Source organism: Hymenobacter nivis, assembly GCF_006439025.1.
Lineage (GTDB): Bacteria > Bacteroidota > Bacteroidia > Cytophagales > Hymenobacteraceae > Hymenobacter > Hymenobacter nivis_A.
Genome location: NZ_RCYZ01000003.1, coordinates 409,722 through 434,969 on the forward strand (window position 1 = coordinate 409,722; position 25,248 = coordinate 434,969).

The 25,248-nt window shown below is 67.0% G+C and carries 31 protein-coding genes; 17 read left to right on the forward strand and 14 right to left on the reverse strand.

The window, feature by feature from the left end; translation table 11 throughout:
* The first annotated feature begins 159 nt into the window (after positions 1–159).
* Positions 160–723, forward strand: coding sequence for a DUF922 domain-containing protein (locus tag EAH73_RS09510; protein ID WP_161599496.1), 564 nt, complete (start codon positions 160–162; stop codon positions 721–723).
* A 76-nt stretch (positions 724–799) separates the two neighbouring features.
* Here EAH73_RS09510 and EAH73_RS09515 read toward each other — a convergent pair whose 3' ends face one another.
* Positions 800–1,141, reverse strand: a complete 342-nt coding sequence (locus EAH73_RS09515; RefSeq protein ID WP_140466251.1) for a tRNA-binding protein — start codon at positions 1,139–1,141, stop codon at positions 800–802.
* 7 nt (positions 1,142–1,148) lie between these two features.
* Positions 1,149–1,556 carry a DUF4296 domain-containing protein gene (locus tag EAH73_RS09520; protein ID WP_161599497.1) on the reverse strand — a complete coding sequence of 136 codons (408 nt, stop codon included), beginning with the start codon at positions 1,554–1,556 and terminating at the stop codon, positions 1,149–1,151.
* A 37-nt stretch (positions 1,557–1,593) separates the two neighbouring features.
* Here EAH73_RS09520 and EAH73_RS09525 point away from each other — a divergent pair, with 37 nt between their 5' ends.
* Together EAH73_RS09525 and EAH73_RS09530 are read left to right on the forward strand one after the other, a co-directional pair.
* Positions 1,594–2,496, forward strand: coding sequence for a DUF58 domain-containing protein (locus EAH73_RS09525; protein ID WP_140466253.1), 903 nt, complete (start codon positions 1,594–1,596; stop codon positions 2,494–2,496).
* The gene (locus EAH73_RS09530) at positions 2,489–3,445 is read left to right on the forward strand and encodes a hypothetical protein (RefSeq protein WP_140466254.1); all 957 of its coding nucleotides are present in this window, start codon (positions 2,489–2,491) and stop codon (positions 3,443–3,445) included. The genes EAH73_RS09525 and EAH73_RS09530 overlap by 8 nt, the downstream gene beginning before the upstream one ends.
* 18 nt (positions 3,446–3,463) lie before the next feature.
* On the opposite strand, the gene EAH73_RS09535 is transcribed toward EAH73_RS09530, so the two are convergent.
* Positions 3,464–4,189 (reverse strand): CPBP family intramembrane glutamic endopeptidase, encoded by a 726-nt coding sequence (locus EAH73_RS09535; protein WP_140466255.1) that lies wholly within the window; start codon positions 4,187–4,189, stop codon positions 3,464–3,466.
* Positions 4,190–4,401: 212 nt separating this feature from the next.
* Here EAH73_RS09535 and EAH73_RS09540 point away from each other — a divergent pair, with 212 nt between their 5' ends.
* A complete protein-coding gene (locus EAH73_RS09540) occupies positions 4,402–4,734 on the forward strand; it encodes a Dabb family protein (protein WP_140466256.1) in 333 nt (110 codons plus the stop codon).
* A gap of 36 nt (positions 4,735–4,770) precedes the next feature.
* Positions 4,771–5,421, forward strand: coding sequence for an MOSC domain-containing protein (locus EAH73_RS09545; protein ID WP_140466257.1), 651 nt, complete (start codon positions 4,771–4,773; stop codon positions 5,419–5,421).
* 20 nt (positions 5,422–5,441) lie between these two features.
* Here EAH73_RS09545 and EAH73_RS09550 read toward each other — a convergent pair whose 3' ends face one another.
* Positions 5,442–7,151, reverse strand: a complete 1,710-nt coding sequence (locus EAH73_RS09550; RefSeq protein ID WP_140466258.1) for a GH39 family glycosyl hydrolase — start codon at positions 7,149–7,151, stop codon at positions 5,442–5,444.
* 169 nt (positions 7,152–7,320) lie between these two features.
* Here EAH73_RS09550 and EAH73_RS09555 point away from each other — a divergent pair, with 169 nt between their 5' ends.
* The 3 genes from EAH73_RS09555 to EAH73_RS09565 all read left to right on the forward strand — a co-directional run bounded on the left by EAH73_RS09555 (position 7,321) and on the right by EAH73_RS09565 (position 9,643).
* The gene (locus tag EAH73_RS09555; protein ID WP_140466259.1) at positions 7,321–8,349 is read left to right on the forward strand and encodes a VWA domain-containing protein; all 1,029 of its coding nucleotides are present in this window, start codon (positions 7,321–7,323) and stop codon (positions 8,347–8,349) included.
* Positions 8,350–8,561: 212 nt separating this feature from the next.
* Positions 8,562–9,230 (forward strand): YggS family pyridoxal phosphate-dependent enzyme, encoded by a 669-nt coding sequence (locus EAH73_RS09560; RefSeq protein ID WP_140466260.1) that lies wholly within the window; start codon positions 8,562–8,564, stop codon positions 9,228–9,230.
* Between the two features lie 38 nt (positions 9,231–9,268).
* On the forward strand, positions 9,269–9,643 hold the full coding sequence (locus EAH73_RS09565; protein ID WP_140466261.1) for a DUF423 domain-containing protein: 375 nt from the start codon (positions 9,269–9,271) through the stop codon (positions 9,641–9,643).
* Positions 9,644–9,735: 92 nt separating this feature from the next.
* Here the strand turns inward: EAH73_RS09565 and EAH73_RS09570 are convergent, their stop codons facing one another.
* The 4 genes from EAH73_RS09570 to EAH73_RS09585 form a co-directional block, all read right to left on the reverse strand.
* Positions 9,736–10,176, reverse strand: coding sequence for a DUF1573 domain-containing protein (locus EAH73_RS09570; RefSeq protein WP_140466262.1), 441 nt, complete (start codon positions 10,174–10,176; stop codon positions 9,736–9,738).
* A 241-nt stretch (positions 10,177–10,417) separates the two neighbouring features.
* Complete coding sequence (locus EAH73_RS09575; protein WP_140466263.1) at positions 10,418–11,848, reverse strand: ATP-dependent RecD-like DNA helicase; 1,431 nt, start codon at positions 11,846–11,848, stop codon at positions 10,418–10,420.
* A gap of 125 nt (positions 11,849–11,973) precedes the next feature.
* On the reverse strand, positions 11,974–12,447 hold the full coding sequence (locus EAH73_RS09580; protein ID WP_140466264.1) for a hypothetical protein: 474 nt from the start codon (positions 12,445–12,447) through the stop codon (positions 11,974–11,976).
* Complete coding sequence (locus EAH73_RS09585; RefSeq protein WP_240047196.1) at positions 12,444–12,884, reverse strand: PaaI family thioesterase; 441 nt, start codon at positions 12,882–12,884, stop codon at positions 12,444–12,446. The genes EAH73_RS09580 and EAH73_RS09585 overlap by 4 nt, the downstream gene beginning before the upstream one ends.
* Positions 12,885–13,082: 198 nt before the next feature.
* Between EAH73_RS09585 and EAH73_RS09590 the strand changes: the two genes are divergently transcribed.
* The 4 genes from EAH73_RS09590 (at position 13,083) to coaD (ending at position 15,827) form a co-directional block, all read left to right on the forward strand.
* Complete coding sequence (locus EAH73_RS09590; RefSeq protein ID WP_140466265.1) at positions 13,083–13,688, forward strand: DUF4126 domain-containing protein; 606 nt, start codon at positions 13,083–13,085, stop codon at positions 13,686–13,688.
* A gap of 86 nt (positions 13,689–13,774) precedes the next feature.
* Entirely contained in the window at positions 13,775–14,287 is a 513-nt protein-coding gene (locus EAH73_RS09595) for an NUDIX domain-containing protein (protein ID WP_140466266.1), read from the forward strand.
* Between the two features lie 56 nt (positions 14,288–14,343).
* Positions 14,344–15,225, forward strand: a complete 882-nt coding sequence (locus tag EAH73_RS09600; RefSeq protein WP_161599498.1) for a DUF3822 family protein — start codon at positions 14,344–14,346, stop codon at positions 15,223–15,225.
* A 128-nt stretch (positions 15,226–15,353) separates the two neighbouring features.
* Positions 15,354–15,827, forward strand: a complete 474-nt coding sequence (coaD, locus tag EAH73_RS09605; protein ID WP_140466268.1) for a pantetheine-phosphate adenylyltransferase — start codon at positions 15,354–15,356, stop codon at positions 15,825–15,827.
* A 103-nt stretch (positions 15,828–15,930) separates the two neighbouring features.
* Here coaD and EAH73_RS09610 read toward each other — a convergent pair whose 3' ends face one another.
* Positions 15,931–16,404, reverse strand: a complete 474-nt coding sequence (locus EAH73_RS09610) for a hypothetical protein (RefSeq protein ID WP_140466269.1) — start codon at positions 16,402–16,404, stop codon at positions 15,931–15,933.
* Between the two features lie 15 nt (positions 16,405–16,419).
* Positions 16,420–17,127, reverse strand: coding sequence for an NUDIX hydrolase (locus EAH73_RS09615; RefSeq protein WP_140466270.1), 708 nt, complete (start codon positions 17,125–17,127; stop codon positions 16,420–16,422).
* Positions 17,128–17,232: 105 nt separating this feature from the next.
* Between EAH73_RS09615 and EAH73_RS09620 the strand changes: the two genes are divergently transcribed.
* Positions 17,233–17,742 carry a metallophosphoesterase family protein gene (locus EAH73_RS09620; protein WP_140466271.1) on the forward strand — a complete coding sequence of 170 codons (510 nt, stop codon included), beginning with the start codon at positions 17,233–17,235 and terminating at the stop codon, positions 17,740–17,742.
* 95 nt (positions 17,743–17,837) lie between these two features.
* Here the strand turns inward: EAH73_RS09620 and EAH73_RS09625 are convergent, their stop codons facing one another.
* Together EAH73_RS09625 and EAH73_RS09630 are read right to left on the reverse strand one after the other, a co-directional pair.
* Positions 17,838–18,458, reverse strand: a complete 621-nt coding sequence (locus EAH73_RS09625; protein WP_161599499.1) for a DUF6624 domain-containing protein — start codon at positions 18,456–18,458, stop codon at positions 17,838–17,840.
* A gap of 300 nt (positions 18,459–18,758) precedes the next feature.
* A complete protein-coding gene (locus EAH73_RS09630; protein WP_140466273.1) occupies positions 18,759–19,223 on the reverse strand; it encodes a hypothetical protein in 465 nt (154 codons plus the stop codon).
* A gap of 180 nt (positions 19,224–19,403) precedes the next feature.
* On the opposite strand from EAH73_RS09630, the gene EAH73_RS09635 reads away from it, so the two are divergent.
* The 4 genes from EAH73_RS09635 to EAH73_RS09650 all read left to right on the forward strand — a co-directional run bounded on the left by EAH73_RS09635 (position 19,404) and on the right by EAH73_RS09650 (position 23,408).
* Positions 19,404–20,447 (forward strand): threonine aldolase family protein, encoded by a 1,044-nt coding sequence (locus EAH73_RS09635; RefSeq protein ID WP_140466274.1) that lies wholly within the window; start codon positions 19,404–19,406, stop codon positions 20,445–20,447.
* A 177-nt stretch (positions 20,448–20,624) separates the two neighbouring features.
* A complete protein-coding gene (locus tag EAH73_RS09640) occupies positions 20,625–21,893 on the forward strand; it encodes a cation:proton antiporter (RefSeq protein ID WP_140466275.1) in 1,269 nt (422 codons plus the stop codon).
* Between the two features lie 151 nt (positions 21,894–22,044).
* Positions 22,045–22,701 carry a metallophosphoesterase gene (locus EAH73_RS09645; RefSeq protein ID WP_140466276.1) on the forward strand — a complete coding sequence of 219 codons (657 nt, stop codon included), beginning with the start codon at positions 22,045–22,047 and terminating at the stop codon, positions 22,699–22,701.
* Positions 22,702–22,772: 71 nt separating this feature from the next.
* Positions 22,773–23,408: a DNA-3-methyladenine glycosylase family protein gene (locus tag EAH73_RS09650; RefSeq protein WP_140466277.1), complete on the forward strand. Its 636-nt coding sequence runs from the start codon at positions 22,773–22,775 to the stop codon at positions 23,406–23,408.
* 111 nt (positions 23,409–23,519) lie between these two features.
* Here the strand turns inward: EAH73_RS09650 and EAH73_RS09655 are convergent, their stop codons facing one another.
* Together EAH73_RS09655 and EAH73_RS09660 are read right to left on the reverse strand one after the other, a co-directional pair.
* The gene (locus tag EAH73_RS09655; RefSeq protein WP_140466278.1) at positions 23,520–24,062 is read right to left on the reverse strand and encodes a 2'-5' RNA ligase family protein; all 543 of its coding nucleotides are present in this window, start codon (positions 24,060–24,062) and stop codon (positions 23,520–23,522) included.
* A 45-nt stretch (positions 24,063–24,107) separates the two neighbouring features.
* A complete protein-coding gene (locus EAH73_RS09660) occupies positions 24,108–25,133 on the reverse strand; it encodes an SMP-30/gluconolactonase/LRE family protein (protein ID WP_140466279.1) in 1,026 nt (341 codons plus the stop codon).
* Between the last annotated feature and the right edge of the window lie 115 nt (positions 25,134–25,248).

Genomic DNA, 25,248 nt, shown 5'->3' on the forward strand with positions numbered 1-25,248 from the left:
TTTCGCTTCGTCCTGCCGGTAATCGTTGGGCGACCGTTCAACCCCGCCGACTACAAAGTCCGCGCTACAGTTCGCGCTACGATGTGCTACGGGCCAGGCGGCGCACTTTTCGGGCCCGGTTGTTGTTTTGGCGGCCTTCCATTTATGGCTTATTCCGCTATGCGCACTACTGTTTTAGGATTTGCTTTGTTGCTGATGGGGCCCCTGGCGGCCCGCGCCCAGGCCCCCGCCAAGCCCGCCGCGGCCAAGCTGGCGGGCATTGCCTGGTCGGCCAGCCGGCCCCTCACGTGGGCCGATTTCCAGGGCCGGCCGAAGTTTGGCGAGCCCGAGGCGGCCCTCACCTCGGCCGATTTGCTGTCGGGCGCCAAGTGCACCGACTTTGTGTTTTCGGCCACCGTCACGCCTACCTTCGACCCCAGCACCTCGTGGGTGCGCGACGCCAAATCATCGTCACCCGCGCTGCTGCGCCACGAGCAGCTGCACTTCGACCTGACGGAGGTGTACGCCCGCCGGCTGCGCCAAAAGCTCAAAACCGCCAACCTCGACTGCCAGAAGCTGCAGCCCGCCTTCAGCCGCCTCACCCAAGTGGTGTACGACCAGTGGAGCGACGAGGAAAACCGCTACGACATCGACACCAACCACGGCCTCAACGCCGCCAAGCAAGCCGTGTGGGAAAAGAAAGTGCAGCAGCAATTGGCCGAACTGGCCGCATTTGCTTCGTAGTTATCGGCTCCTAGTGGGGCCCCAAGGAATAGGGCCTCGCTAATTGACTGACAGACTGCACCCAACAGCCAAGACGCTACACCAAGCGGCTGCCGTTGGGCACGGGGCCGGCCACGGCGGCCAGCACAATGTGGCCGTCGGCGTCGGCGAAGCCCGTGACGAGGACTTCGGACATGAACTTGCCGATTTGCTTGGGCGGAAAATTGACCACGGCCAGCACCTGGCGGCCCACCAGGGCGGCGGGGGTGTAGTGGTGCGTGATTTGGGCGCTGGAATTTTTCAGGCCGATTTCGGGGCCGAAGTCGATGCGCAACTGGTAGGCCGGGCGGCGGGCTTCGGGGAAGGCGCGGGCCTCCACCACGGTGCCCACGCGCAAATCGACGCGGGCAAATTCCTCCCAGGTGAGCGCGGCGGGCACGGCCGGGCTAATTGGTTTGCCCCATGGCCGCTGGGCTGAAGCGGGGATTGGTGGGGTCGAGGCGCTTCACTTTGTGCTCCAACGAGTCCACCACCACGACGTAGATTTCGTCCAGGTCTTTGCCGTGCACGCCGTAGTAGCGCACACTGTGCTGGAACGATGAATCGGTCATGCGGTGGGTGCGGAACACGTTTTTTTGCTGGGCCAGGAACAGGGCCCGGGCCGAATCGGGCTTGAGGGCCGCGTTTTCCACCCGCGCTTCGAGCAAGTGCAAGTCAACGAGGGCCCCCACCAGCTGGGGGCGGGGCACGAGGTCGGCGGGGCGCAGGGGTTCTTCGGGGCGCTGGCAGGCGGGCAGGGCCCCGGCGGCGGCCAGGGCCCCGGCCAGCAGCCAGGGGCGGCAGCGGCGGTTCATGGGGCCCAAGTTACGCCCCGGCCGTAGCTTCGCCGCCATGAACGCCGCCGCCCCCCCGGCCCTCACCGACTTGGTGCGCCGCCTGCGCCACCTCGAAATCCGCATTCGCCGGGCCGTCGAGGCGCAGGTGCAGGGCAACGCGCGCTCCATCCTCAAGGGCACGGGGCTGGAGTTCGACGACGTGCGCCTCTACCAGTACGGCGACGAGGTGCGGGCCATCGACTGGGCGGTGAGCAGCAAGGGCCACGGCACGTTCGTGAAAACCTACAAGGAAGAGAAGGAGCAGCAGTCGCTGGTGCTGCTCGACGTGAGCGCCTCGCTCGACGCCGGGCCCGCCGCCCGCCGCAAGCTGGACCTGGGCCGCGACATTGCCGGGCTGCTGGCCCTGTCGGCGGCCCGCCAGAACATTCCGCTGGGCCTGCTGGCGTTTTCCGACCAGAAGGAGCTGTACCTGCCCCCGGCCAAGGGCATGCGCGGGGCCTATGCCCTGGTGCAGCGGCTGTTTGCGCTGGTGCCGCGGGGCCGCCACACGGCGGTGGGCGCGGCCATCCGGCAGGCGCTGGGGCTGCTCACGCACCGCAGCCTGGTGGTGGTCATTTCCGACTTTCTGGACCAGAACTACGAGCGCGAAATTGCCCTGCTGGCCCGCCGCCACGACCTGGTCATCATCCAGGTGCACACCCCGCGCGAGCAGCAGCTGCCGCGCCTGGGCATTGTGCCCCTGCGCGACGCCGAAACCGGGGCCACCCGCTGGGTGAACACCTCGGCTCCCGGCTTCCGGGCGCGCTACGCCGCCGGGGCCCAGCACCACGCCGCCCAGCTGGCTGCCCTGTGCCGCCGCCACCGCGCCAGCTACCTGGCCCTGAGCACCGAAGAAGACTTCGTGCCGCCGCTGGTAGCCCTGATTCGCCAACGCAACCGCGCCGGGGCCCGTGGCTAAGGCGCGCGCACCGTGGGGCCCCCGGGCGCGGGCCGGGGCCCTGGGGGCCCTGCTGCTGGGCGGGCTGCTGGCCGGCCCGGCGGCGGCCCAGGGCCCCGGGGCCGACCGGCCGCAGGGGCGCTTTTTGCGGCCCACCACGCGCATCGGCCAGCCGCTCGACTACGAGCTGAGCTACCGGCACGACCCGGCCGAGGAAGTGGTGTTTCCCGATTCGCTGGCCGGCTTTGCGCCGTTTGAGTACGCCGGGCGCAGCTACGCGCCCACCGTTACGCGCCAGGGCCGCAGCCTCGACCGGGCGGTGTATCACCTGCGCACGTTTTCGCTGGCCCCGGTGCAAACCCTGGCCCTGCCCGTGGCCGTGCTCAGCGGCGCCGACACCCTGACGCTACGCCCGCCCTTGGCCAGCGTGCGCGTACTGCTCTCGGCCCCGGCCGCGGCGCTGGCGCCCGGGGCGGGGCCCCCGGCCCTGCGCGCGGCCACGGCCCTGGCGCCGGTGCCGCCGCTGTTCAACTACCCCTACTGGCTGGCCGGCACGGGGGCCCTACTGCTGGGCCTGGCGGGCGGGGCGGCGCTGTTTCGGCGGGGCCTGGCGCGGCGCTACGACGCCTACAAGCGGCGCAAAAACCACCGCTACTTCCTGGCCCAGTTTGCGCGCCACGCCGAGCGGTTCACGCTCTCGCAGTCGGCGGCCAACGTGGAGCGCGCCGTGGCCCTGTGGAAAAACTACCTCGCCGGCCTCGAAAACAACGCCCTCAACTCCTTCACCACCCGCGAGATAGTGGATTACTTCGGCCACGACGACGACGTGCGCCGCGGCCTGGCCACCACCGACCAGGTGATTTACGGCAACGGCCTGCCCGACGACGAGGGCGCGGAAATCGAGCGCGCCTTCCAGCGCCTGCGCGTGTTTGCCGAGCACCGCTACGCCGTGCTGGCGCGGGCCGAATAGGGCCCCGGCGCGGGGGCCCTAGCGCAGCAGCGCGTGGCCCACGGCGAGGCAGGTGTTCATCAGGTTGTGGGTGGCCATGGCGGCGTAGCACGAGCCCGTGCGCTCGCGCACCCACAAAAACAGGCTGCCCATGACGAGTTTATCGGCCACTTCGCCGGGCGTGAAGTGCACCTGCGGCCACCCTTGCAGCGGCCCGCCGCGAAACGCAATGCCGTGGGCCAGCACAAACAATACCACGCCCACCACGCCGCCCCAGCTGGTGCGCACGCCAAAAAACGGCAGGTTGCGCGGAAACACCTGGCCCAGCATCCCGGGCAGCACGCCCCGGAACACCAGCTCCTCCGCAATGCCCGGCGCCAGCAGCTGGAACCACAGCGCCTCGGCCGTGGGCGCCGGGTGGTGGTGCCGGGCCCCAAAGGCTTCGAAGAATTGCCACGCGGCCAGGGCCCCCACCACCAGGCCCACCACGCGCCAACTGCCGGGCTGCGGCCGCGCCAGGCCCACTTCGGCCGGGCTCACCCACCGCAGCCCGTAGATGACGCCCAGCGCCAGCAACGTGCTCAGCAGCTTGCCCATCCAGTTGAATTGCAGGGCAAACAGCAGCGCGGGAGCCCAGATGGGCGCCATCAGCACCACTTCGCCCAGGCCGTACACCAGGGCGGCCCGGGCCAGCAGGCGCGGGGCCCGGGCCCACCCCGGGGCGCACAGCAGCAGGCACAGCAGGCCCCAAAAAATTCCGTTCATGGGTTGCGCCCGAAGCAAACGCTCGGCTCGGGGCCCCAAAGTAATTCGCCGGGGCCCCAACCGTGGCCGGTTACTTTGGCGGCGGCGGGGGTCCCGGCCGCTCCGGGCCGTGGGGCGGCCGGGCGAAACTGACCATCCCAGGGCCCTATCTTTCCGCGGCCAAGAACGCCCGTTCCCGGCCCACCCACCGCCTCACTACTTTCCCTCGCTTTATGCCCGCACCCACCACACCCGACGTTTTCGTGCACCACGTCTTGTTCTACATGCCCGCGACGGCCAGCGACGCCGACCGCGCCCAGCTCCTGGCCGGGCTCCAAAAAATGCGGGCCATTCCGGCCATCCAGCTGATGCACATCGGCACGCCCGCCGCTACCGACCGCGCCGTCATCGACCGGTCGTACGCCTTCTCCTTGCTGTGCCTCTTCGCCAGCGCGGCCGACGAACAGATTTACCAACACCACCCGCTGCACGACGACTTTCGGAACGAGTGCGCGCAATACTGGGAGAAAGTCGTGATTTACGACGCGGTGGGGCCGGCTGCTTAAGGAGCCATTTCATCAACTCCAATCGCCTTCAGGACCATGCACTTGCTTTCCGTTAACGTCGGCTTGCCCCAGGACGTGGAATGGCGCGGCCAAACCGTGCGCACCAGCATTTTTAAGCGGCCCGCTGCGGGGCCCGTGGCCGTGCTGGCCGAGCACCTGGCCGGCGACGGCCAGGCCGACCTGCGCGTGCACGGGGGCCCCGACAAGGCCGTGTACGCCTACCCGCACGAGCACTACGCCTACTGGCAGCAGCACCTGCCAGCCGAGTTGCTGGTGCCGGGCGCGTTCGGTGAGAACCTGACCACCAGCGGCTTGCTTGAAAGCGACGTGCCCGTGGGGGCCCTATACCGCGTGGGCACCGCCGTGCTGATGGCCGTGCAGCCCCGCCGCCCCTGCGCAAAGCTGGGCATCCGCCTGAACGACCCCGGCATGGTCCGCCGCTTCGAGGAAGCGCGGCGCAGCGGCGTTTACTTCCGGATAATTCAAGAAGGAATCATCCAAGCCGGCGACGCCCTCATGCGCCTCGAGCCCGGGGTCCCAGAGGAAATTACCATCCAAGACATGGTGGACAGCAACGCCTTGCCCGACAAGGACTTTACCAAAATTGAAGCCATGCTCCAGCTGCCCGACCTCTCCCCTTCCTGGCGCGCACGGCTGGAGCAAATGCTGGCCGCTAGCGGCCGTTAAAGCCCCGGCCGCCGGGGGCCCTACCAGCGCAGGCGCAGCAGCGACACGCCCTGGCGGGGTAACGCAAAGTGCACCACGGCCTGGCCGTTTTGGGTGCTCACCCAGGCCGGGGCGGCCAGCAGGGGCAGCTGCCCGGCCTGCTCCAGGGCGGCTTGCTGGGGCCCCGATACTTGCTGGGGCGAGCCCAGGGCCTGCCAGGCGGCGTAGGCGTTGCCGTGCGCGGCGTCCACGCGGTAGTGCTGCACGAGGGCGCGGGTGGCGGGCAGGCTGCGCAGGGTGAGGGCGATTTCGGCGGGCGGGGCGGGCAGGTCGTCGTTGTGGTAGTTCCAGACGAGCACGCTGGCCGAGTGGGCGTCGGCGGTGGCCAGGGCCCCCACGTCGGGCCGCTGGCTCTGGGCCTGGGCCCGGATGTCGGCCACGGTGAGGGCCCCGGGGTTGGCCACGGCCACGCGCGGGCCGCTCATCAGGCCCAGCATCCGGAACACGTTCAGCACCGGCTTATCCACGCCGTGGGTGGCCAAATCGCGGAAGCCGGCAAACCAGGGCTGGTTTTCAAACTCGAAGGCCCAGCTCACGGCTCCTTCCAGGTTCACCTGGTACTGCGCGGCCAGGGCGTAGAGGCGGCCGTAGGCGGCGGCGGTGTAGCTGGCGAACAGGGGGCCGTTGCGGTAGGCGTTTTCGGGGTTGGTTTGCACGCCGCAGGCGGCGCAGCCCTCGGGGTCGTTTTCGCCCAGAATGATGGGTAAGTGGCGCAGGGTGGGGAACGAGGCCACGATTTTGAAGCCCTCCTCGATGTCGCCAAACTGGGCCCCCATGTTCATGCGCACGTGGCCGTCCACCACCTTGGGGGCCCCCTTGGCGTGGAAGGAAATGTAGTCGAGCCGGGTGCCGGTGGCGCCGGTTACGTAGTTTTTGCCGCTCACGCAATGCTCCAGGAAGCCGCGCAGGTAGGCGGCGGCCTTGTCCCAGCCGGGGCCGGTGGTTTCGGGGCCGCCCAGCACGGCGGCGGGCAAGGCGCGGTGCACGGCGGCCTCGGTGTAATCATACAGGCGGTGGTACTCCTCGGGCGTGCCCTTCCAGTAGCCGATGTTGGGCTCGTTCCAGAGCTCCCAGCGCCAGGTTTTTACCTCGGCCTCGCCGTAGCGGGCCACGCTGTGCCGCACCCACTGGTACACCAGCTCGCCCCACTTTTGGTAGTCCTTCGGCGGGTAGGCCCAGCCGGTGTAGATGTCGTTGTAGTTGTCGCCGGGCTTCCAGTGGTGGCGGTAGGGCGCGGGGTGCGTGGAGAGGGCCTCGGGCATGAAGCCGAGCTGGGCAATGGGCCGCATCCCGCGCTGGATATAGGTATCGAAAATGCGGTCCACGATGGTCCAGTCGTACACCGGGCGGCCTTTTTTGTCCTCGGTGTAGGCGTTGGTCGAGCCCCACTTCAGGGCCGCCGTGCCGTCGCCGGTGGTCAGTAGGTTATGCACCCGCACGTACACGGGCCCCGGGCTGAGGGCGGCCAGCTCCGAGAGCAGCTTCTGGCCGTCGGGCATGTAGGTGTAGTTGGGCTCGTCGTAGCCAAACCACGCCCACAGCGGCGGCATGGGCCCCACAGGCTGGTTCACATCGACGGCAATGGCCACCGGGGGCCCCGGCGCCGCGCCGGGGGCGGCGGATTGGGCACGCGCCGCGGGGGCCGCCAGGGCCAGCAGCCCGCCGGCCAGGTACGAAAGGAAGGAGCGCATAGGGAGGCAAATGGGAGCGGTGGGGCCCCGGCCGCGCACCGCCGGGCCAGGGCCCCGCAAGGTAGGGCCCCGGGGCGCAGCGGCCCAGGTGGCCCTCGCCGTGGGCCGGTTGCGCCGCCCGGGGCCCTCAGCGGCGCAACCGGCCGGGGCCGCCCGTACTTTTGCGCCGATGAGCAGCTTCCCCGATTTTTTGCGCTACGCCACCTTGGCTGGCTACCAGTGGCAGCACCCGCTGCTGCTGCTGCTCATCGGGGCGGTGCCGCTGCTGTTTTTGCTGCGCCGGGGCCTGGCCCACCGCTGGCGCGCCCAGGTGCCCGTGACGCTGGCGCCCGGCGTGGCGCCCGGGGCCGGGGCGGTGGCACTGCTGCGCTTCGTGCCCGACGCGGTGCTGGGCCTGGCCTTGGTGCTGGCCATCGTGGCCCTGGCCCGCCCCCAGCGCACCGACGAGCGGGTGGAGCAAACCGGCCGCGGCATCGACCTCGTGCTGGCCGTGGACGTGTCGGGCTCGATGGAAATCCAGGACCTGCGCCCCAACCGCCTCGAAGCCGCCAAGCGTCTGGCCACCCACTTTGTGAACCGCCGCGCCGGCGACCGCCTGGGCCTGGTGGCCTTCGCCGGCACGGCCTACTCGCTGGCCCCCCTCACCACCGACTACGACCTGCTGCGCGAAGACCTGGCCAGCCTCAAGCTGGGCCTCATTGCCGACGACGGCACGGCCATCGGCACGGCGCTGGGCGTGGCCATCAACCGCTTGCGCGAATCGACGGCCCGCTCGCGGGTGTGCATTTTGCTCTCCGACGGCGAGAACACCGGCGGGGCCCTCGACCCGCTGCTGGCTGCCCGCCTGGCCCACGCCTACGGCATCCGCCTCTACACCATCGGGCTGGGCAAAGACGGCTTCGTGCCCTTCGGCCAGGACTCGCTGGGCCGCCCGCGCTACGTGCAAACCCGCCTCGACGAAACCACCATGCGCGAGCTGGCCCAAGCCGCCGACGGCCAGTTCTTTCGGGCCACCGACAACGCCGCCCTGAGCCAGGTATTTGCCCGCATCGACGGCCTCGAAAAGTCCGACATTCGCCAGCTGCGCTACCGCAACACCAAGGATTTCTACCGCCCCTACCTGGCCCTCAGCATCGCCCTCTGGCTGCTGTGGCTGGCCCTGAAAAGCACGTTCCTCAGCAACCCGCTGGAGGATTAGATCACAGATTATGCAGATTTTAAGAGGATTTCGCTGATTTTAAATTACCCAATCCATCCGTCCTTTTGCGCCCGCTGGCGGGCAATGTTGGCCGTTCCTTTGTTACACCCCCGGCCGGACTAGCGCCGACCGGGACCCTACCGCTCGCTGCCCAGGGCCGTTGAATCTGTGAAATCTTTTTAAAATCTGCATAATCTGCGATTTAGTCTGCGATGAGTATTGCCGAAAACATCCACGCCTTTGAAGAGAAAATAGCCGGTACCGGGGCCCGGCTGGTGGCCGTGACGAAGACCCACCCCGTGCCGCTGCTGCAAGAAGCCTACGCCGCCGGCAGCCGCCTCTTCGGTGAAAATAGGGCCCCGGAGATGGCCGAAAAAGCCCCCCAGCTGCCGCCCGACGTGGAGTGGCACCTCATCGGCCACCTCCAAACCAACAAGGTCAAGCTCATTGCCCCGTTCGTGCACACGGTGCAGAGCGTGGACAGCCTGCGCCTGCTCCAAGAGCTTGACCGCCAGGCCGCCCGCCACAACCGCATCATCCGCGGGCTGCTGCAGTTCCACATCGCCGAGGAGGAGGCCAAAACCGGCCTCTCACTGCCCGAAGCCGAAGAGATGCTAGCCTCGGCCGAATTTAGGGCCCTGCAGCACGTACGCCTCACCGGCGTGATGGGCATCGCCACCAACACCCCCGACGAGGCCCAGGTAAGCCAGGAATTTGGCCAGCTTCGCAGCTACTTCGACGCGCTGAAGGCCAAATTCTTTGCCGATGACGCCGAGTTCCACGAAATCTCGATGGGCATGAGCGGCGACTACGCCCTGGCCCTGGCCGCGGGCAGCACGCTTATTCGCGTGGGCAGCGCCATCTTCGGCCACCGCGGCTAGCGTGCCATAACTTACTCAACCCCAATCCCTATTTATAAATGACTGCTCGCCTTCTCATTCAAATTGCGGCCGCCCTGGGCTTTTTGGGCGTGGCCATTGGCGCCTTTGGGGCCCACGGGCTGCGGCCCATGCTCGAAGCCTCGGGCCGCTTCGACACCTTCGAAACCGCTGTGCGCTACCAGTTTTACCACACGCTGGCCATGCTGGCGGTGGGCGTGCTGTGGGTGGCGCGCCCCGAGCTGCGCCTGGGCCTGGCCGGCAACCTGTGGCTGGCGGGCGTGCTCGTGTTCAGCGGCTCGCTCTACGCGCTGTGCTTCACGGGCATCACCAAGCTGGGGGCTGTGGCCCCGGTGGGCGGCCTGCTGCTCATCGGCGGCTGGCTGGCACTGGCCCTGGCCGTGCGCAACCTGTAGGGCCCCGGGGGCCCTGGCCCGTTCCCAACCGCACGCAAAAAGGGCGGCCCGCTGGTGCGGGCCGCCCTTTTTATTTTTGGCAACAGCCTAGCTTAGTTGGCTTTGGCGGCAGCGGCGGCGCTGGCTTCCTTCACCTCGCCCACGAGCGAAACGGTGGCGGGACCCGCGGCGGCGTTCGACTCGATGGTCAGCACTTTGTTCTGCATGCCCATTTTGCCGGCCGAGTTGAAGTGGGCCGAGAGGGTACCGGTTTTGCCGGGCATCACGGGCGCTTTGCTGTACTCGGGCACCGTGCAGCCGCAGCTCACGCCGATGTTGGAGATGATAAGGGGCTGGTTGCCAGTGTTCTTAAACTTGAACGTGTGGTCCACCATGCCGCCCTGGGCCACCGAGCCGAAGTCGTACTTCGACTCTTCGAAGGTGATGGCGGGGCCGGCCGTTTTGGCGGCGGCCATGGCGGGCTTCGTGGTTTGGGCCTGGGCGGTGAAGCCGGCGGCGGTCAGGCTCAGGGCGAGCAGGAGGGCTTTTTTCATGGTTATAGAAAAACGGATTGGGTTGGGGAGCAGCAGAAAGGCAACGGGTAAAATTACACGTTTTGGCGGGCTTGGCAAATCCGGGGCCAAAGCCGCTGCCTGGGCCCCCAACAGCGCCGGGGCCCCAAAAATTCCGGGGCCCCAGCCAGCCGCTGGTTCTTCAAAGTCCTAATTATCAACCTGCCTAACCACTTGAAAGCACGAATCCGCGAAATCATGGTCAATCAGCCTAATCAGCAATTTAGTCCTCCACGGGCGGGTCGCTCACCAGGCGCTGCTGAAAATTGAGCAGAAATAACCGCTCCGAGGCCCGCGTGATGGCCGTGTACAGCCAGCGCGCAAACTCGCCCGCCAGCGGCTCGTCGGGCTTCAGGAAGCCGTGGTCCACGAACACGGCCTGCCACTGGCCGCCCTGGGCCTTGTGGCAGGTAAGGGCGTAGGCAAATTTGATTTGCAAGGCGTTCAGGTACGGGTCTTTGCGCATTTCCTTGTAGCGCTCGGCCTTGGTTTTGAGGTGGGCGTAGTCGGCGGCCACGGCCTGGTAGAGCTCGTTGTTGCGGTCAGAAGGCAGGGCCGGGCTCTCGGTGTGCAGCGTGTCGAGGAGCAGCTTCACCTCCAGCTCGGGCTCGTCGGGGTAGTCCACGAGCCGCACCCGGGCCTGGGCAAAGTGGAAGCCGTACACCTCCTCGCGCCGGATGATCTTGCTGATTTGCAAGAAGTCACCGTTGGCCAAAAACCCGATTTCCGAGTCCTTATCCAGCCAGTAGTAGTTGTTGCGCACCACCATCAGGTAGTCGCCGCCCTCAATCTCCTCCTCGGCGTCGAACAGGGCCCGCCGGATGAGCTGGTTGTACTGGTTAGCGTTGCGGTTCGAGCGGCAAATAATGGTCGTGTTTTCGTGCCCAAACTCGCGGTAAGCCCAACGCAGGCCGTCCTCCAGCTTGTCGCCGCCCATCTTGAACATGTCGCGGAAGCCCTGGGTGTGCAGCTGGATGTTGGGCGTGGGCTGCCGCAGCTCCTCGCGCAACTCGGTGGCGTTCACCAAGATGCCGGAGTTCAGGGCCTGGCGCATCACCTGGCGCAGCTCCACGGTGGCCACCTGGGCGCGGAAGCGGTGGGCCAGGCCCTCAGGGTCGAGGGCGGGGCTCAGGAGCTGGCCCACCGGCGGCAGCTGGGCCGTGTCCCCAATCAGCAGCAGCTTGTTGGTTTGCTTCTCGAACACGAAGTTCATCAGGTCGTCGAGCAGCCCGGTTTCACCAAACGCCTTTTCGTCCGATATCATCGAGGCCTCGTCCACGATGTAGAGCATCTGCTCCACGCGGTTGGGCTGGCGCTGGAAGCTGAGCCGCTCGGCCGGGGCCCCCGAGGTTTGGCGGTAAATTTTCTTGTGGATGGTGCCGGCCGGCACGCCCGCGTAGCCAGCCATCACCTTGGCCGCGCGGCCCGTGGGGGCCATCAGCGTGTACTTGCGCTGGAGCTGGTGCAGCCACTGCACCAGGGCGCTGATGACGGTAGTTTTGCCGGTGCCCGCGTAGCCGCGCAGCACAAACACCTTGCGCCCGGGCAGTTGGTCGCGTAAAAACTCGTCGAGCTTGGCGAACAGCAGCGCCTGGTCATCAGTGGGCTCGTAGGGAAAAAAGTCGCGGACGGAAGGATGGCGGACGGAGAGCATAGCGAACGTGGTAGAGCAACTTCAATCGTCAAACATAATGCTTGACAATTGCGTATATTTGTACTGGATGGGGTGAGAACCCTGACCCCCCGGGGAGATGCAGCATGCTGCGCTCCCCATTTTTTTTAGCCCATTTTGCCACGGAAGGTATTGTTTAGGATTTCCTGCCGGGTAAAATGATGCAACGCATCGGCCAATAGAATTGCTACCTCCACGATGTTGGCCGCCCGCCGGACCCGGCCATAAATAGCAGTTTCGAGCACTTGGCGGTCAAATTCATTTGCTACCTGGATTAACACCCGAGCGGCCTGCCGGTTCGCCCCGCGCAGGGCTTGGTCGATGGCGTTGGCGGTGCGCCCGGCGGGGACTTTGAATTCCCATTCTATCCCGTCGCGGGTCGCGTCGGCGCACTTGGTGCCCGGAATGCGCAGCACCGGTAGCAACTGCACCCGTTCGCCCCGGGCTGCTAGAAAGAAAGCGATGGGGATATTCTGGCGGCTTTCCAGCTTGCCGTGGGTTTCGTGCATGTCAACGAAGCTGCCATCGGTTCCCTGAAACAGTCGGAAGTATCCGTCCAATGGATTTTCGAACGTACTCACGCGGCCGGTTCAATCACGGCCATGGTGGCCGAGGCCTTGGCTACCAGCTTGCCGTCGCACCACACCTCGGCCTCGCAGAAATGCAGGCGGCGGCCGGACTTCAGCACCCAGCCAATGGCGGTGAGCTTGGTGCCCACGGCGGGATTCAAGTACGAAACCCGCAGGTCGGCTGTGACCACGCCGTAGTCGTCGGGCACGAGGGTGACGGCGGCAAAGCCCGCGGCCAGGTCAGCCATAGTGGCCACCATGCCGCCGTGCACGAAGCCACGCTGCTGCTTATGTTGCTCGCCAATCACCACCTCCGCTTCAATGCGGCCGGGGGCAATCAGGGTGAGGTCGGCCCCCACGTGGTGCATGAAGTGCTGGCGCAGCAGTTTGCGGCGGATGCGGGCTTCGAGGTCGTCGGCGGGGTCGGGGGCGGGCAGGTCGGGGGTCAAAGCGTAGGCGAAGCGGGTGGACGTACGGCATTATGTACCGTTTTGTACTTGTCTAAATTTTTAAGGGCGTTTAAGAACTGCGCCAGGGCTTAATTCGGCCCTGCTGCCCAGCCCTGGGGGCCCTCGGGCAAAGATAGGGGACCCGGGGTGCGGCAGGTGCGCCCGCGGGCCCCCGGCTTTTTCCCTACTTTAACGGGCATGGAAACCCTCCCGCTTACCGAGTACATTGTGGCCGGGGCCCTGGGCCTGGGCTTGGCCGCCAGCAGCGGCTTCCGGGTGTTTGTGCCGCTGCTGGCGGCCAGCGTGGCGCACCACTTTGGGTGGCTGCCGGCAGCGCCGGGCTTCGCGTGGCTAGGCTCGTGGGCGGCCGTGCTGGCGCTGGCCGCAGCCACGGTGTTTGAGGTGCTGGGCTACTACCTGCCGGTGGTTGATAACGTGCTCGACACGCTCACCACGCCGGCGGCCATCGTGGCGGGGGCCCTATTGATGACCTCCTCGCTGCCCCACCTCGACCCCGTGGTGCGTTGGGGGCTGGGCATTGTGGTGGGCGGCGGCACGGCCGGGCTGGTGCAGGGCGGCACGGCGCTGCTGCGCGCCGGCGCCACGGCCACCACCGGCGGCCTGGTCAACCCCGTGCTGGCCACTTTCGAAAACGTGCTGGCCGTGGGCGGCACCGTGCTGGCGCTGGCCCTGCCGCTGGTGGCCGGCGCGGGGGCCGTGGCGCTGGTGCTGTGGGGGCTGGGGCGGCTGCGGCGCTGGCGGCAGCGGCGGGCGCTGCGCCGCGCAGGGGCCCCGGCGGCGTAGGGCCCCGGGGCCGGTTTGCCACCCTGCGGGCCTTCTTTGCGTACAATGCGGCAACCCGGTCTACTCCCGGGTTATTTTTTGTCGCAATGCCCGATTCTACCCTTCCGCCTTCCGATACATTGCTGGCCCTCTATACCGGCCAGGTGCGCGTGCGGGTGGGCGGCCTACTGCTGCACGACAACCGCCTGCTGCTGGCCGCCCACCGGGGCCTGCTGCCCCTGGGGGCCCCGTTTTGGTCGCCGCCGGGCGGGGGCTGGCAGTTTGGCGAGAGCCTGCACGAGGGGCTGGTGCGCGAGTTCCAGGAGGAAACCGGGCTGGCCGTGCGGGTGGGGCGCTTCCTGCATTTGCACGAGTTCCGGCGCGACGGCTTGCAGGCGCTGGAGCTATTTTTTGAGGTGCTGACCACCGATGGGGCCCCGCCCGCCCCGCGCCTGGGCCACGACCCCGAGCACGCCCCCGATGCCCAGCTGCTCACCGAACTGGCCTGGCACACGCCCCGGCAGCTGCTGGCCCTGCAGCCGGCGCACGTGCACCCAGTGCTGCGCGGCCTGCTCAGCGTCGACGACGTGTTTGTGCCGCAGTTGCGGTTTGGGGGGTAAAGCGGGCCGGGCGCGGGGCCGTATCTTGCGGGGCCCTTCGGCTTTTTGCTTTGCCCGTGCCCGTTTCCACCGCTCCTTTCCCTGCTTCCCCCGCCGCGCCCGCTGCTCCGGCCGCCCTGCTGCGCCTGCGCGACGACAGCTTCGACCCCAACCACCGCGCCGCCTACAACCTGTACCTGACCGTGGGGCCCGGCCGCCTGCGCGTGGCCGCCGTGGAGGTGGCCCGCCAGTCGTTTGTGCTGCTCGAAGACTACGCCCTGCCGCCCGGGGGCCTGCCCACCCTGGCCGCGGCCCACGACTGCCTGGGCCGCGCCGGCTGGCACGCCGTGCGCCTGGCCACCACCGGCCGCGCCTTCACGCTGCTGCCCGGGGCCCTGTTCCGGCCCGGCGACGAAGCCGCCGCCCTGCGCCTGCACCACACCCTGGGGCCCACCGAGGCCGCCTACGCCCGCCCCCACCCCACACTCGATTTGGTGAACGTGTTTGCCGCCGACGCGGGCCTGGCCGATTGGCTGGCCACCACCCACGGCCCCAGCGGCCAGCTGCTGCACCACACCAGCGGCCTGCTGGCGGGCTTGGCGCACCAGCGCGACGCCGGGGCCCCGCGCCAGCTCTACCTCTGCCTGGGGCCCCACGAGCTGACGCTAGTGGTGCTGGGGCCCCAGCTCCAGTACTGCAACGTGTTTCCCTTCGCCACCGCCGAAGACGTGCTCTACTACACCTTGCTGGTAATGCAGGAGCTGGGCCTGAACCCCGACCAGGACGAGCTAACCGTGTGGGGCGAGCTCACGCACGACTCGGCCCTGTTCACGCTGCTGCGCAACTACGTGCGCCACGTGCGCTTCGGCCCCCGGCCCTACGACCTGTTCTACAGCTACCGCCTCAACGAAGTGTTCGAGCACCGTTACTTCGACCTGTTCAGCCTGCACTTCGCGTAGTTATAAGACTCGTTCCCGAATAAAGAATGACTCTATAATTTGGTTATGAGGCCTTTAAAACATCATGCTCAGCATGACCGTTTTCAGTAGCACTTATAAAAAACAACCAACCCATAATTCTTCTTCCCGTGGCCCGAATTGCCCTTTTTCCTGGTTCGTTCGACCCGTTCACCAACGGGCACCTCGACGTGGTGCGGCGCGGCACGGCGCTGTTTGATGAGGTGATTGTGGCCATTGGCACCAACAGCAGCAAGCAGCGCTACCTGCCCCTGGAGCAGATGCTCGGGCTCATTGAGGGCGTATTTGCCGACGAGCCGCGGGTGTCGGTGCGCACGTTCCGGGGCCTCACGGCGGAGTACGCCCGCGCGGTGGGGGCCCAGTTTCTATTGCGCGGGCTGCGCAATACCACCGATTTCGAGTACGAAAACACCATCGCCCAAGCCAACCGCCACGTCAACCCCGGCCTGGAATCGGTGTTCCTCATCACGGCCCCGCCGCTGGCGGCCATCAGCAGCACCATCATCCGCGACATTCACCGCTACGGCGGCGACGTGCGCGACTTTGTGCCCTTCCCGCTGCCGCCCGCCCCGCCTTTTTCTTAGCTGTTGGCTTAATGGCCAGTTGGCCAAGTGGCTGATGTGCCGCTCGTGGGGGCCCTGCAATGGGGCGTTGAACGCCGGGCCAGCTGGGCCGCCGGCTCAGGTGCTACCCGCGGGGCACGATGCGCAAGCCCACCAACCGGGTGCGGTGGCTGGCGGCAAACACCGGCAGCAGCAGGTAGCCCGGGGCCCCGGCCAGCAGGCCGGTGCGGCGCATGAGGGCTTCTTCGTCGTTGCCCAGCACCAGCAGGTCGAGCACCTGGCGGGTGCGGGCGTCGTAGCTGGCCAACACCATCAGGCCCTGCGGCCGGAAGGCCAGGGTCGAGTCGTTGGCGCTCCGGCCCATGGGGTCTTCGAAGCCGGCGGGCAGGGCCCGGGCGGGCCCCAGCTGCCGGCGCACCTCGTCGATGGAGTGGCCCACCACGGCCGCCACGTTCACGGCCGGGGTGGCCGCCGTGCGGGCGGGCGCTACCAGCCCGTGGGCGGCGGGGCTGTCTTCGTGCTCGCGGGCCCGCGAGCAGGCCAGCTGCGCTGCGGCCGCCAGCAGCAGCAAGGGCAAAAACTTGGCTGAACGACCCATAACACTAAGGTACGCCTATTTGCCGGTCGCGACGGCTTCTTTCGATGGCTTGCCGCCACCGGCCTTGCTCAGGTAGTGGCGCATCACCAGGGCAATGGAGGCGTAGGAATTGTCGAGCTTGGCCAGGGCTTCCTGGGGCGTCATCCAGCGCACTTCCTCGATGTATTCCTCGGCCTGAGGCTTCATCACCGAGTCGTCGAGGCACTGCATCACAAACCAGCTGGTTTTCTTCAGCATTTTGTTGCCCTTGTAGGCGTAGCTGTGCCAGGTGCTGGGCAGCTCCTCGCCGATGGCCAGCTTGATGTTGGTTTCCTCCTCCACCTCGCGCAGGGCCCCCAGCACGGTGTCCTCGTCGCTTTTGAGCTTGCCCTTAGGCAAGTCCCACTTGCCCAGGCGGTAAATCATCAGCACCTGGCCGTCTTTCACCACCAGGCCGCCGGCGGCCTTGGCAATCTTGAACTGGTCCTTCAGGTGCTGAATGAGCATGCCCTTCTTGCGCACCAGCATGGTGAGGGAGGTCAGCTTTTTGAGCTTTTTCACCTCCATCAGCCGCAGCAGGCGGTCGAGGAACGCGGCCGTGGCGTCGCGCACCAGCACGTCGCCCACCAGGTCTTTCGACGTGAACTCCTGCTCGGGGCCCAGCACGAGGTCGTACTTATGTTTGTACACTTTTTCGCTTAGTTTCTTGATAACCAGCGGAATATCGTTGATGAAGAGATTCATCGGAGCAAAGGTCGGGGAGTGAATGGGCCGCCGGGCCCCGTGGGCCCCGCCCCGCAAGATACGGGGCCGCGTCGCTTTGGGCGAGCCGGGGCCCATCTTTGCCGCATGAAACGCATCGGCCTGCTCTCCGACACCCACGGCTATTTCGACGAGCGCATCGCGCACCACCTACGCGACTGCGACGAGATTTGGCACGCCGGCGACTTCGGCAGCGCCGCCGTGGTGGGGGCCCTGGAGGTGCTGGCGCCGGTGTTCCGGGGCGTGTACGGCAACATCGACGGGGCCGACGTGCGCCGCACCGAGCCCCTGGTGCAGGATTTTGTGGTCGAGGGCCTGCGCGTGCTCATCACCCACATCGGCGGCTACCCGGGCCACTACGCCCCGGCGGCCCGCCCCCTGCTCGACGCCGCCCGGCCCGGCCTGTTCGTCACGGGCCACTCGCACATTTTGCGCGTGATGCCCGATAAGGGCCGCGGCCTGCTGCACCTCAACCCCGGCGCGGCCGGCCGCCACGGCTTCCACCAGGTGCGCACGCTGCTGCGCTTCGGCATCGACGCCGGCAAAGTGGTGGACTTGCAGGCCGTGGAACTGGGCAAGCGCGGGGCCCTGGAGTAGCGCGGGGCCCTGGAGTAGCGCGGGGCCCTGGAGTAGCGCGGGGCCCTGGAGTAGCGCGGGGCCCCGGCCCGGCGGCTGGTGAGCGGGCCCGGGCGCTACTGTTTGGGCATTTTGGCCACGTCTTCCAAGGTTAGCGCTTTGTAAGGGGCCCCCAGGCTGGCGGCGTTTTCCTCCACCGTGGTTTTAAAACCGGCCTGCCGGCGGCGCTGGTTCACCTGCGCCGGGTTTTGGATGGGCCAGACGAAGGGCGGCTGGCCGTTGTAGCCAATCACCTGCGAGCCGTAGAGCTGCGCCTGGCCGGCGTGCTGCAACTGGCGGTCCAGCATCACGGCGTAGCGAAAAAAGGGCAGCTCGCCCTTTTCCGCGGCCGTTTTCATCATCGGCAAGTACTGGTCGATGAGCGCCGGGTTGTGCTGAATTACGTGCCACGCGGCCTCATTGGTGGGGGCCCCCACCAGCGAGGTGCCGGGGTAGCCGTACTGCTGCAAAATGGCTTGCGTGCGCCCCAGGTTGGTGGCGTCGGTGCGGCGCATCCGGTCCATGATGGTTGTGTTGAGTTCCGCCTTCGCCACGCCCAGCGCGGCGGCCAGCGAATCGGGGCGGCGGTTGAGGCGCGGGTCGAACAGCATGGCGCGGTAGCGTTGGTCCACCGCGTAAATGCTGTCCAGCTCGTGCTTGAGCCGGGGATTCAGGGCAGTCTGGGCCGCCGCCGCCAAGCCAACAAGCTGATTATAACAACGCAAAGGCCGTGTTTCATGACCGCAAGGTAAGGAGCCGCGTGCGCCCGTAGCCCCCCGCGCTTGGGGCCCCCGGGTGCCCAGTCGGCCCGTCCGCACTCAGTTGGCAGCCACGCAGCAAAAGCAGATCTACTGCTACATAATCTTGGCTAATAGGGCAGTGGAGGTATTCCAACAAGCCCGGCGTAACGTTCTATAAAACCTGCTGGAAACGCAAAAAGCACCTGCCCCGGGTGGGGCAGGCGCTTTTTAAGATTAGCTGCTGCTTGGCGAAACGCCTTACAGGGAGATTTCGGGCTTGGGGTGCGTGCCTTCCTGGCCGTCGGCGTTCACGGGCTTGGTCACGGCGTCGGCGCTGTCGAAATCGGCAGCGTTTTCAGCGGTTTTGTCAGCGGGGGCGTCGGCGCCCACGGCGTGCTTCACGGTGTCCACCACGTTGCCGGCCACTTCTTTGGCTTTCTCCACCACGGCCGAGTGCGATACAGCGTCCACAGCGTCGCTCACGGCGTGCTTGGCTTTGTCCACCAGCGACTCGGGCTTGGCCTCTTTGGCCGCTTTCGGGGCTTTGGCATCAGCTTTGGCGGCCGGGGCAGCACCTTCGGGCGTAGCAAAACGGCTCTTCAGCTCGTCCAGGTCCACGTTTTTCAGCACCGGGGTACGGAGCAGGTTTTTGATGATGTGCTGCTTGTTGTTGGCGCGGGCAATGTTTTTGCGGTGCTTGCGCTTGAGGCGGGTAACGGACATGGTGCCGGGCGGTTAAGGTCTTATTGCTTAGGAAATGGAGGGCAAAAGTACGGCTTTAATTTGGAAAGTAAAAACGAGGGGCCATTTAAGCGGTTTGGGATGGGTGCCGGGGCCCTGCGGGCTACTTTTGCCCTGGGCCGCTGCCGGCCCGTTCCGTCGTTTTTTTCTGCTGCTCCCCCCATGCCCGCCCCCGCCCTGCCCCTCGTCGACCTGCGCTCCGACACTGTGACGCGCCCCACCCCGGCCATGCTGGAAGCCATGTGGGGGGCCCCGGTGGGCGACGACGTGTACGAAGAAGATCCCACCGTGGCCCGCCTCGAAGCCGCCACCGCCGCCCGCTTCGGCCTCGCAGCCGGCCTGTTTTGCCCCTCGGGCACCATGACCAACCAGATTGCCATCAAGGCCCACACCGAGCCGCTGAGCGAAGTAATTTGCGAGCAAACGGCCCACGTGTACCTCTGGGAAGTGGGCGGCATCGCCTTCCACTCGGGGGCCAGCGTGGCGCTGCTACCCGGCGAGCGGGGCCGCGTCACGGCCGCGCAGGTGGAAGCCGCCATCCGGCCCACCAACATCCACTACCCCACCACGCGCCTTATTTGCCTGGAAAACAGCCACAACCGCGGCGGCGGCAGTTGCTACGCCTGGCCCGAGCTGCTGGCCATTGCCGAGGTGGCGCGCCGCCACCAGCTGCCGCTGCACCTCGACGGGGCCCGGGTGTTCAACGCCGCCGTGGCCACCGGCCAGCGCACGGAGGACTACGGCCAGCTCTTCGATTCCATTTCGGTGTGCCTGAGCAAGGGCCTGGGGGCCCCCGTGGGCTCGGTGCTGCTGGGCTCGGCGGCGTTCATCCAAAAGTGCAAGCGGCTGCGCAAGGCCTTCGGGGGCGGGTGGCGGCAGGCCGGCTACCTGGCCGCGGCGGGCCTCTACGCCCTCGAGCACCACGTGGCCCGCCTCGCCGACGACCACGCCCGCGCCGCCCGCCTCGCCGGGGCCCTGGCCCGCCAGCCCTACGTGGCAGAGGTGCTGGCCCCGGAAACCAACCTCGTCATTTTCCGCCTCCACGAGGCCCTGCCCACCGCCACCTTCCTGGCGCATTTGGAAGCCCACGGCATCAAGGCCAGCGAGTTTGGGCCCCAGTGGGTGCGCTTCGTGACGCACCTCGACGTGGACGATGCCGGCCTGGCCCGCGTGGAAGCAGCGCTGCTGTCGGCAGCAAAGAATTAGTCCTCTGTCATCCTGCGCATCAAGCAGAAACAAAGGACTTGGGGACAATGAAACGGTTTGTAGTAAACCATTAATTAATGCAAACCGCGCAACGGTGAGAAGGTCCTTCATCTCTGCTTGATGCGCAGAATGACAAAACCTTCGCCGATTCACCACCTCGCCAACTCACTCATTTGAATGGAATTATACAACGCCCTGGCCCTGCTGCTGACAACAGCGGCGGCATTTGCTTACCTCAACCAGCGCTTTTTGCGGATGCCGCCGGCCATCGGGCTGATGGTGCTGGGGCTGGCGGCCTCGCTGGCGCTGGTGGGCCTGGCGCGCTTCCAGTACGCGCCGGTGCTGCACTTGGCGCAGGTGGTGCAGAAGCTCGACTTTAGCACCCTGGTGGTGCAGGTGATGCTGGGCTTCCTGCTCTTTGCCGGCTCGCTGCACGTGGACACGCGCCGGCTGGGGGCCCTGCGCGGGGCGGTGGGCCTGATGGCCACCCTGGGCACGCTCCTGAGCACGGGCGTGGTGGGCGGGGCCATGTACCTGCTGCTGCCGCTGTTTGGGCTGCCCACGCCGTTCATCTACTGCCTGGTGTTCGGGTCCCTCATTTCGCCCACCGACCCCGTCGCGGTGCTCAGCATCCTCACCAAGGCCAACATCGACAAGCCCTTGGAAACCAAGATTGTGGGCGAGTCGCTGTTCAACGACGGCGTGGGCCTGGTGCTGTTTGTGGTGACGCTGGAAGTGGCCACCGTGGGGCCCCAGGATTTTTCGGTGGGCCACGCCCTGCGGCTGTTTGCGCAGGAGGCCCTGGGCGGGCTGGCCCTGGGCACGGCCCTGGGCCTGGGCGGGGCCTGGCTGCTGCGCAGCATCAACCACTACCAAACGGAGGTGCTCATTACCCTCGGGCTGGTGGCCGGCGGCACGGCCCTGGCTTCGGCCCTGCACACCTCGGGGCCCCTGGCCATGGTGATGGCCGGCCTGCTGGTGGGCCACCTCAGCCGCACCCGCGGCGTGCTCTCAGACATGTCGCAGGACTACGTGGACAAGTTTTGGGAGCTGCTCGACGAGGTGCTGAACGCGCTGCTTTTCGTGCTCATGGGCCTGGAGGCGCTGGTGCTCGACATCAGTACCCCCACGCTGCTGGCGGGGCTAGCGGCCGTGGCGGTGGTGCTGACGGCGCGCACCGTGGCGGTGTTCGTGCCGCTGCGAATTTTGCGCATTGGGGCGGCGTTTCCTGAAAACGACGGCAGCTTCCCGGTGCTGGTGTGGGGGGGGCTGCGCGGGGGCCTCTCGGTGGCGCTGGCCCTGAGCCTGCCCGCCACCCTGCCGCGCGAGCTGCTGGTGGGCCTCACCTACGTGGTGGTGGTGTTCAGCATCGTCGGCCAGGGCCTCACCATCGGGCCCCTGGTGCGGCGCCTGGGCCTAAGCCGGCCCGCACCCGGGGGCCACTAGGGGCGCGGGGCCGGCCGTTTTTTCTTCACAGCCGTTAACCAAGCAGTTCGACGACGTTGATTATGCGGCGAATACGGCGTAATCGACTGGTTTATTGAGCGAACGCTAACGGCTATCCGCTAATAGCCAACAGCTCATTCTTTAAGGCTGCATGGATTTATTTGTTATCGGCGATGTGCACGGGTGCTTCCACACGTTCAATGCCCTACTGCGGCACTGGCGGCCGGCCACCGAGCGCCTCGTGCAGGTAGGCGACCTCGTAGACCGCGGTACCGACAGCCCGGGCGTGGTGGAGCTGGCCCGCCAGCTCCAGCAGCACGACCCCGAAAACGCCGTTTTTATCCTGGGCAACCACGATTGGGGCATGGCCCAGCACCTGGGCCCCGCCGGGCCCCTGCCCGAGTGGCTGGGCTGGGGCGGGCGCGAAACCCTGCACCAGTACCGCACCCGCCACCCGTCCTGGCTGGGGCCCCACACGGCCTGGCTGGCCGAGCGCCCCGCCTTTTGGGAAAGCGACCACCTGCTGCTCTCGCACGCCGGCCGGGCCGATACCGCCTTCCCCTTCGACCCCACCAACCCCGACGGCTCGCTCTGGCGCCGGGGGCCCCTGCTGAACCTGGGCAAGCTGCAAGTGGTGGGCCACACCCCCACCGCCGACGGCCGCCCCCGCTTCGATGCCGCCGCCCAGGCCCTGTACCTCGACACGGGGGCCTACCGCGGCCAGGCCCTCACCGGCGTGCGCCTCAGCGCCACGGGCGAGGTGCTGGAAATCATCTCCTTGCCCACCGACCCGCGCGACCTCAGTTAAAAGTTAAGGGTTAAAAGTGAACCGGCCGGCCCTGTTTTCACTTTTAACCCTTAGCTTTATAACTCCCCAAAATGCCCCAAACCGCTGCCCTTCAGCACCTGAGCGCCGCCGATGCGGTGCTGGCCGCCCTCATTGCCCGGGGCCCTGCCATTACGCCCCGCGCCCACGAAGACCTATACCTGGCCCTGCTGCGCGCCATCGTCAGCCAGCAGATTTCGACCAAGGCGGCGGCGGCCATCTGGGGGCGGTTCACGTCGTTGTTTAAGCCCGAGGGCTACCCCGAGCCGCGCATCTTGCTGGAAATGAGCGAGGACGACCTACGCCAGGTGGGCCTCTCGCGCCAGAAGGCCGGCTACCTCCGCGCCATTGCCGAATACAACGAGCGCGGCCTGCTCGACTACGAGCACCTCACCAGCCTTAGCGAGGAGGCTTTCACCCAGCACCTGACGGCCATCCGGGGCGTGGGGCGCTGGACGGCCCAGATGCTGCAAATGTTCGCCCTCGACCAGCCCGACGTGTTTGCCGAAGGCGACCTGGGCATCCAAAATGCCATGCGCCGCCACTACGGCCTCGAAACCACCGGCCGGGCCCTGCAAAAGGAGATGCTGGCCCGCGCCGAAGCCTGGCGCCCCTACCGCTCCCTGGCTTGCAAGTACCTCTGGCAGAGCCTCGACCAAAAAGGCGAGTTGGAGCCGCTAACGAAGTAGCCGCCGCCCAAACGCGCCGTAAGCCGTTGTGCAGGCGGCCGCTAGCAGGGCCCCAGGCTTGAGTGCCTTACCAGTGGCCGCCTTACACGGGCAGCCCCAAATTTCCAGGCCTTAGTCGCGGCCCGTCAGCTCTACTTTTTCTACGCATTTGTAGAGGCTACCCTTCTTCTGCATGATGCCGATGTTGTTGATGTTCAGGCGCATGTTGTAGGTACTCTCGTTCAGGAATTGCAATACGGGGCCCAGGGTTTCGGGCGTGGTGTCGTGCAGGGCCAGCGAGAGGTGGGGCAGCCAGCGCGAGGGCGAGTTGAAGCGGTCGGTGCCCTTGCAGAGCGGCTGCGTCACGTCGAGCACGCGCTGGTGGATGTGGTTGAGGTCGAACGAGCGCAGCACGGGGATGTATACCACCGGCTTGGGCCCCGGGAAGATGCCGATGCCAGTGGTATAGGCCGAAAACGGCGGCGTGGTGGCTGCCACCTCGGCCAGCGAGTTGCGGAGGGTTTCGATGCTGCGCACCGCTGCCAGCATGAAGGTGAAGTGCGGGGCGGGCGTGGCTTGCACGGCCTTCAGGCCAAACTTGGCTTCGAGCTCGGCAATGATTTTGTTGACCCGCTGGGCATTGCGCGGGTGCAGCATGGACGTGATGGCGAGCATTGCGGCGGGCAAAAAGGCGAACGAAAACCAGGGGCCCTGGGGCCCCTACTGGAACCGCAGCCGGGCGATGGTGAACTGGCTCACCGGCGGCTGTTGGTTGGTTTGCAGGGCGTTGAGGTTGGAATAGAGCACGTAGCCGTCGGTGCCGGTGCGGGCGGCCAGGGTGGTGGGGTACTGCGGCGGGGTGGCGAAGGTACCGCTGAGCGCGGCCGCGCCCCAGGCGTTGGCGGTGGTGAGGCGCTGCACCTTGGCCTGGGCGTTGGTGCTCACTTGCAGCGTGTTGTTGTCTTGCAGGCGCATGCCGTCGGCCCCGGTCAGGTTCAGGCCGGTGGTCGTCACGCGGGAAAAAGTCGTGGGGTCACTGAGGGGCACCTTGAATAGGGCCCCCTCGTCGGACTTGGCCACCAGCAGGTAGCCATCGGGGTGGTACACGATGCCGTTGAGGCCAAACGTGCCGGCCGGTGCCACGAACTGAGAGTTGTTGAGCAGCACCGTGGCATTGCCCTGCAGGTCTACTTTATAGATAATGGGCGCGAAGCTGTCGGTTACATAGGCGTTGCCTTGGGCATCCACGGCAATGTCGTTAGCGAAGTGGTTGAGGGCGGGCAACAAAGCCCCCAGGTCCACGGAGCGCACCAGCTGGCCGTTGTCGCGGTTGAAGATGGCCAAGCGTGCGAGTTTACGCAGCGTGGCCGCGCTGGTACGGGCGGTGTTGTAGCCGGGGTCCGACACGGCCACCAGCAGGCGGTTGCGGCCGGCGTCCAGGTTCAGGCCAATGCTCGACACCAAGGCGGCGTCGGTGGCAAATTCGGTGTAGGTGCCGTTGTCGGCCACGGCCCCCACGGTGCCCGCGGTTTGCGAGCTGACCAGAAAGCGGCTGCCGGCGGCGTCGTACTGCACGCCCTCGGGATAAACGGCCGACTTGGTGAAAACCACCGTCTCGGGGGCCTCGGGCGGGGCCAGGGCAATGTCGTTTTTGGAGCAGGCGGCCAGGGCCAGCAGGCCAGCCAGCGGGGCCAGGCGGCGGGCGGGGGCCCTAAAAGCAGCGGTAAGGAAGGGGCGAGCGGGCATGAACTGGGGATGATTGCAACAGTAGATGGGTTGCCATACGCCCCGGCGCGGGGCGCGGTTGTGCGGCCGGGGCCCCGGGGCGGTAGCGGCCGGGCCCCGTGTGCCGTACCTTTGC

Excerpts from the sequence above, each read along its gene's own strand:
- EAH73_RS09510 (WP_161599496.1), top strand. The coding sequence starts at position 160 with ATGCGCACTACTGTTTTAGGATTTGCTTTGTTGCTGATGGGGCCCCTG.
- EAH73_RS09520 (WP_161599497.1), bottom strand. The coding sequence starts at position 1,556 with ATGAACCGCCGCTGCCGCCCCTGGCTGCTGGCCGGGGCCCTGGCCGCC.
- EAH73_RS09525 (WP_140466253.1), top strand. The coding sequence starts at position 1,594 with ATGAACGCCGCCGCCCCCCCGGCCCTCACCGACTTGGTGCGCCGCCTG.
- EAH73_RS09535 (WP_140466255.1), bottom strand. The coding sequence starts at position 4,189 with ATGAACGGAATTTTTTGGGGCCTGCTGTGCCTGCTGCTGTGCGCCCCG.
- EAH73_RS09540 (WP_140466256.1), top strand. The coding sequence starts at position 4,402 with ATGCCCGCACCCACCACACCCGACGTTTTCGTGCACCACGTCTTGTTC.
- EAH73_RS09545 (WP_140466257.1), top strand. The coding sequence starts at position 4,771 with ATGCACTTGCTTTCCGTTAACGTCGGCTTGCCCCAGGACGTGGAATGG.
- EAH73_RS09550 (WP_140466258.1), bottom strand. The coding sequence starts at position 7,151 with ATGCGCTCCTTCCTTTCGTACCTGGCCGGCGGGCTGCTGGCCCTGGCG.
- EAH73_RS09555 (WP_140466259.1), top strand. The coding sequence starts at position 7,321 with ATGAGCAGCTTCCCCGATTTTTTGCGCTACGCCACCTTGGCTGGCTAC.
- EAH73_RS09560 (WP_140466260.1), top strand. The coding sequence starts at position 8,562 with ATGAGTATTGCCGAAAACATCCACGCCTTTGAAGAGAAAATAGCCGGT.
- EAH73_RS09565 (WP_140466261.1), top strand. The coding sequence starts at position 9,269 with ATGACTGCTCGCCTTCTCATTCAAATTGCGGCCGCCCTGGGCTTTTTG.
- EAH73_RS09570 (WP_140466262.1), bottom strand. The coding sequence starts at position 10,176 with ATGAAAAAAGCCCTCCTGCTCGCCCTGAGCCTGACCGCCGCCGGCTTC.
- EAH73_RS09575 (WP_140466263.1), bottom strand. The coding sequence starts at position 11,848 with ATGCTCTCCGTCCGCCATCCTTCCGTCCGCGACTTTTTTCCCTACGAG.
- EAH73_RS09590 (WP_140466265.1), top strand. The coding sequence starts at position 13,083 with ATGGAAACCCTCCCGCTTACCGAGTACATTGTGGCCGGGGCCCTGGGC.
- EAH73_RS09595 (WP_140466266.1), top strand. The coding sequence starts at position 13,775 with ATGCCCGATTCTACCCTTCCGCCTTCCGATACATTGCTGGCCCTCTAT.
- EAH73_RS09610 (WP_140466269.1), bottom strand. The coding sequence starts at position 16,404 with ATGGGTCGTTCAGCCAAGTTTTTGCCCTTGCTGCTGCTGGCGGCCGCA.
- EAH73_RS09615 (WP_140466270.1), bottom strand. The coding sequence starts at position 17,127 with ATGAATCTCTTCATCAACGATATTCCGCTGGTTATCAAGAAACTAAGC.
- EAH73_RS09620 (WP_140466271.1), top strand. The coding sequence starts at position 17,233 with ATGAAACGCATCGGCCTGCTCTCCGACACCCACGGCTATTTCGACGAG.
- EAH73_RS09630 (WP_140466273.1), bottom strand. The coding sequence starts at position 19,223 with ATGTCCGTTACCCGCCTCAAGCGCAAGCACCGCAAAAACATTGCCCGC.
- EAH73_RS09635 (WP_140466274.1), top strand. The coding sequence starts at position 19,404 with ATGCCCGCCCCCGCCCTGCCCCTCGTCGACCTGCGCTCCGACACTGTG.
- EAH73_RS09640 (WP_140466275.1), top strand. The coding sequence starts at position 20,625 with ATGGAATTATACAACGCCCTGGCCCTGCTGCTGACAACAGCGGCGGCA.
- EAH73_RS09645 (WP_140466276.1), top strand. The coding sequence starts at position 22,045 with ATGGATTTATTTGTTATCGGCGATGTGCACGGGTGCTTCCACACGTTC.
- EAH73_RS09650 (WP_140466277.1), top strand. The coding sequence starts at position 22,773 with ATGCCCCAAACCGCTGCCCTTCAGCACCTGAGCGCCGCCGATGCGGTG.
- EAH73_RS09655 (WP_140466278.1), bottom strand. The coding sequence starts at position 24,062 with ATGCTCGCCATCACGTCCATGCTGCACCCGCGCAATGCCCAGCGGGTC.
- EAH73_RS09660 (WP_140466279.1), bottom strand. The coding sequence starts at position 25,133 with ATGCCCGCTCGCCCCTTCCTTACCGCTGCTTTTAGGGCCCCCGCCCGC.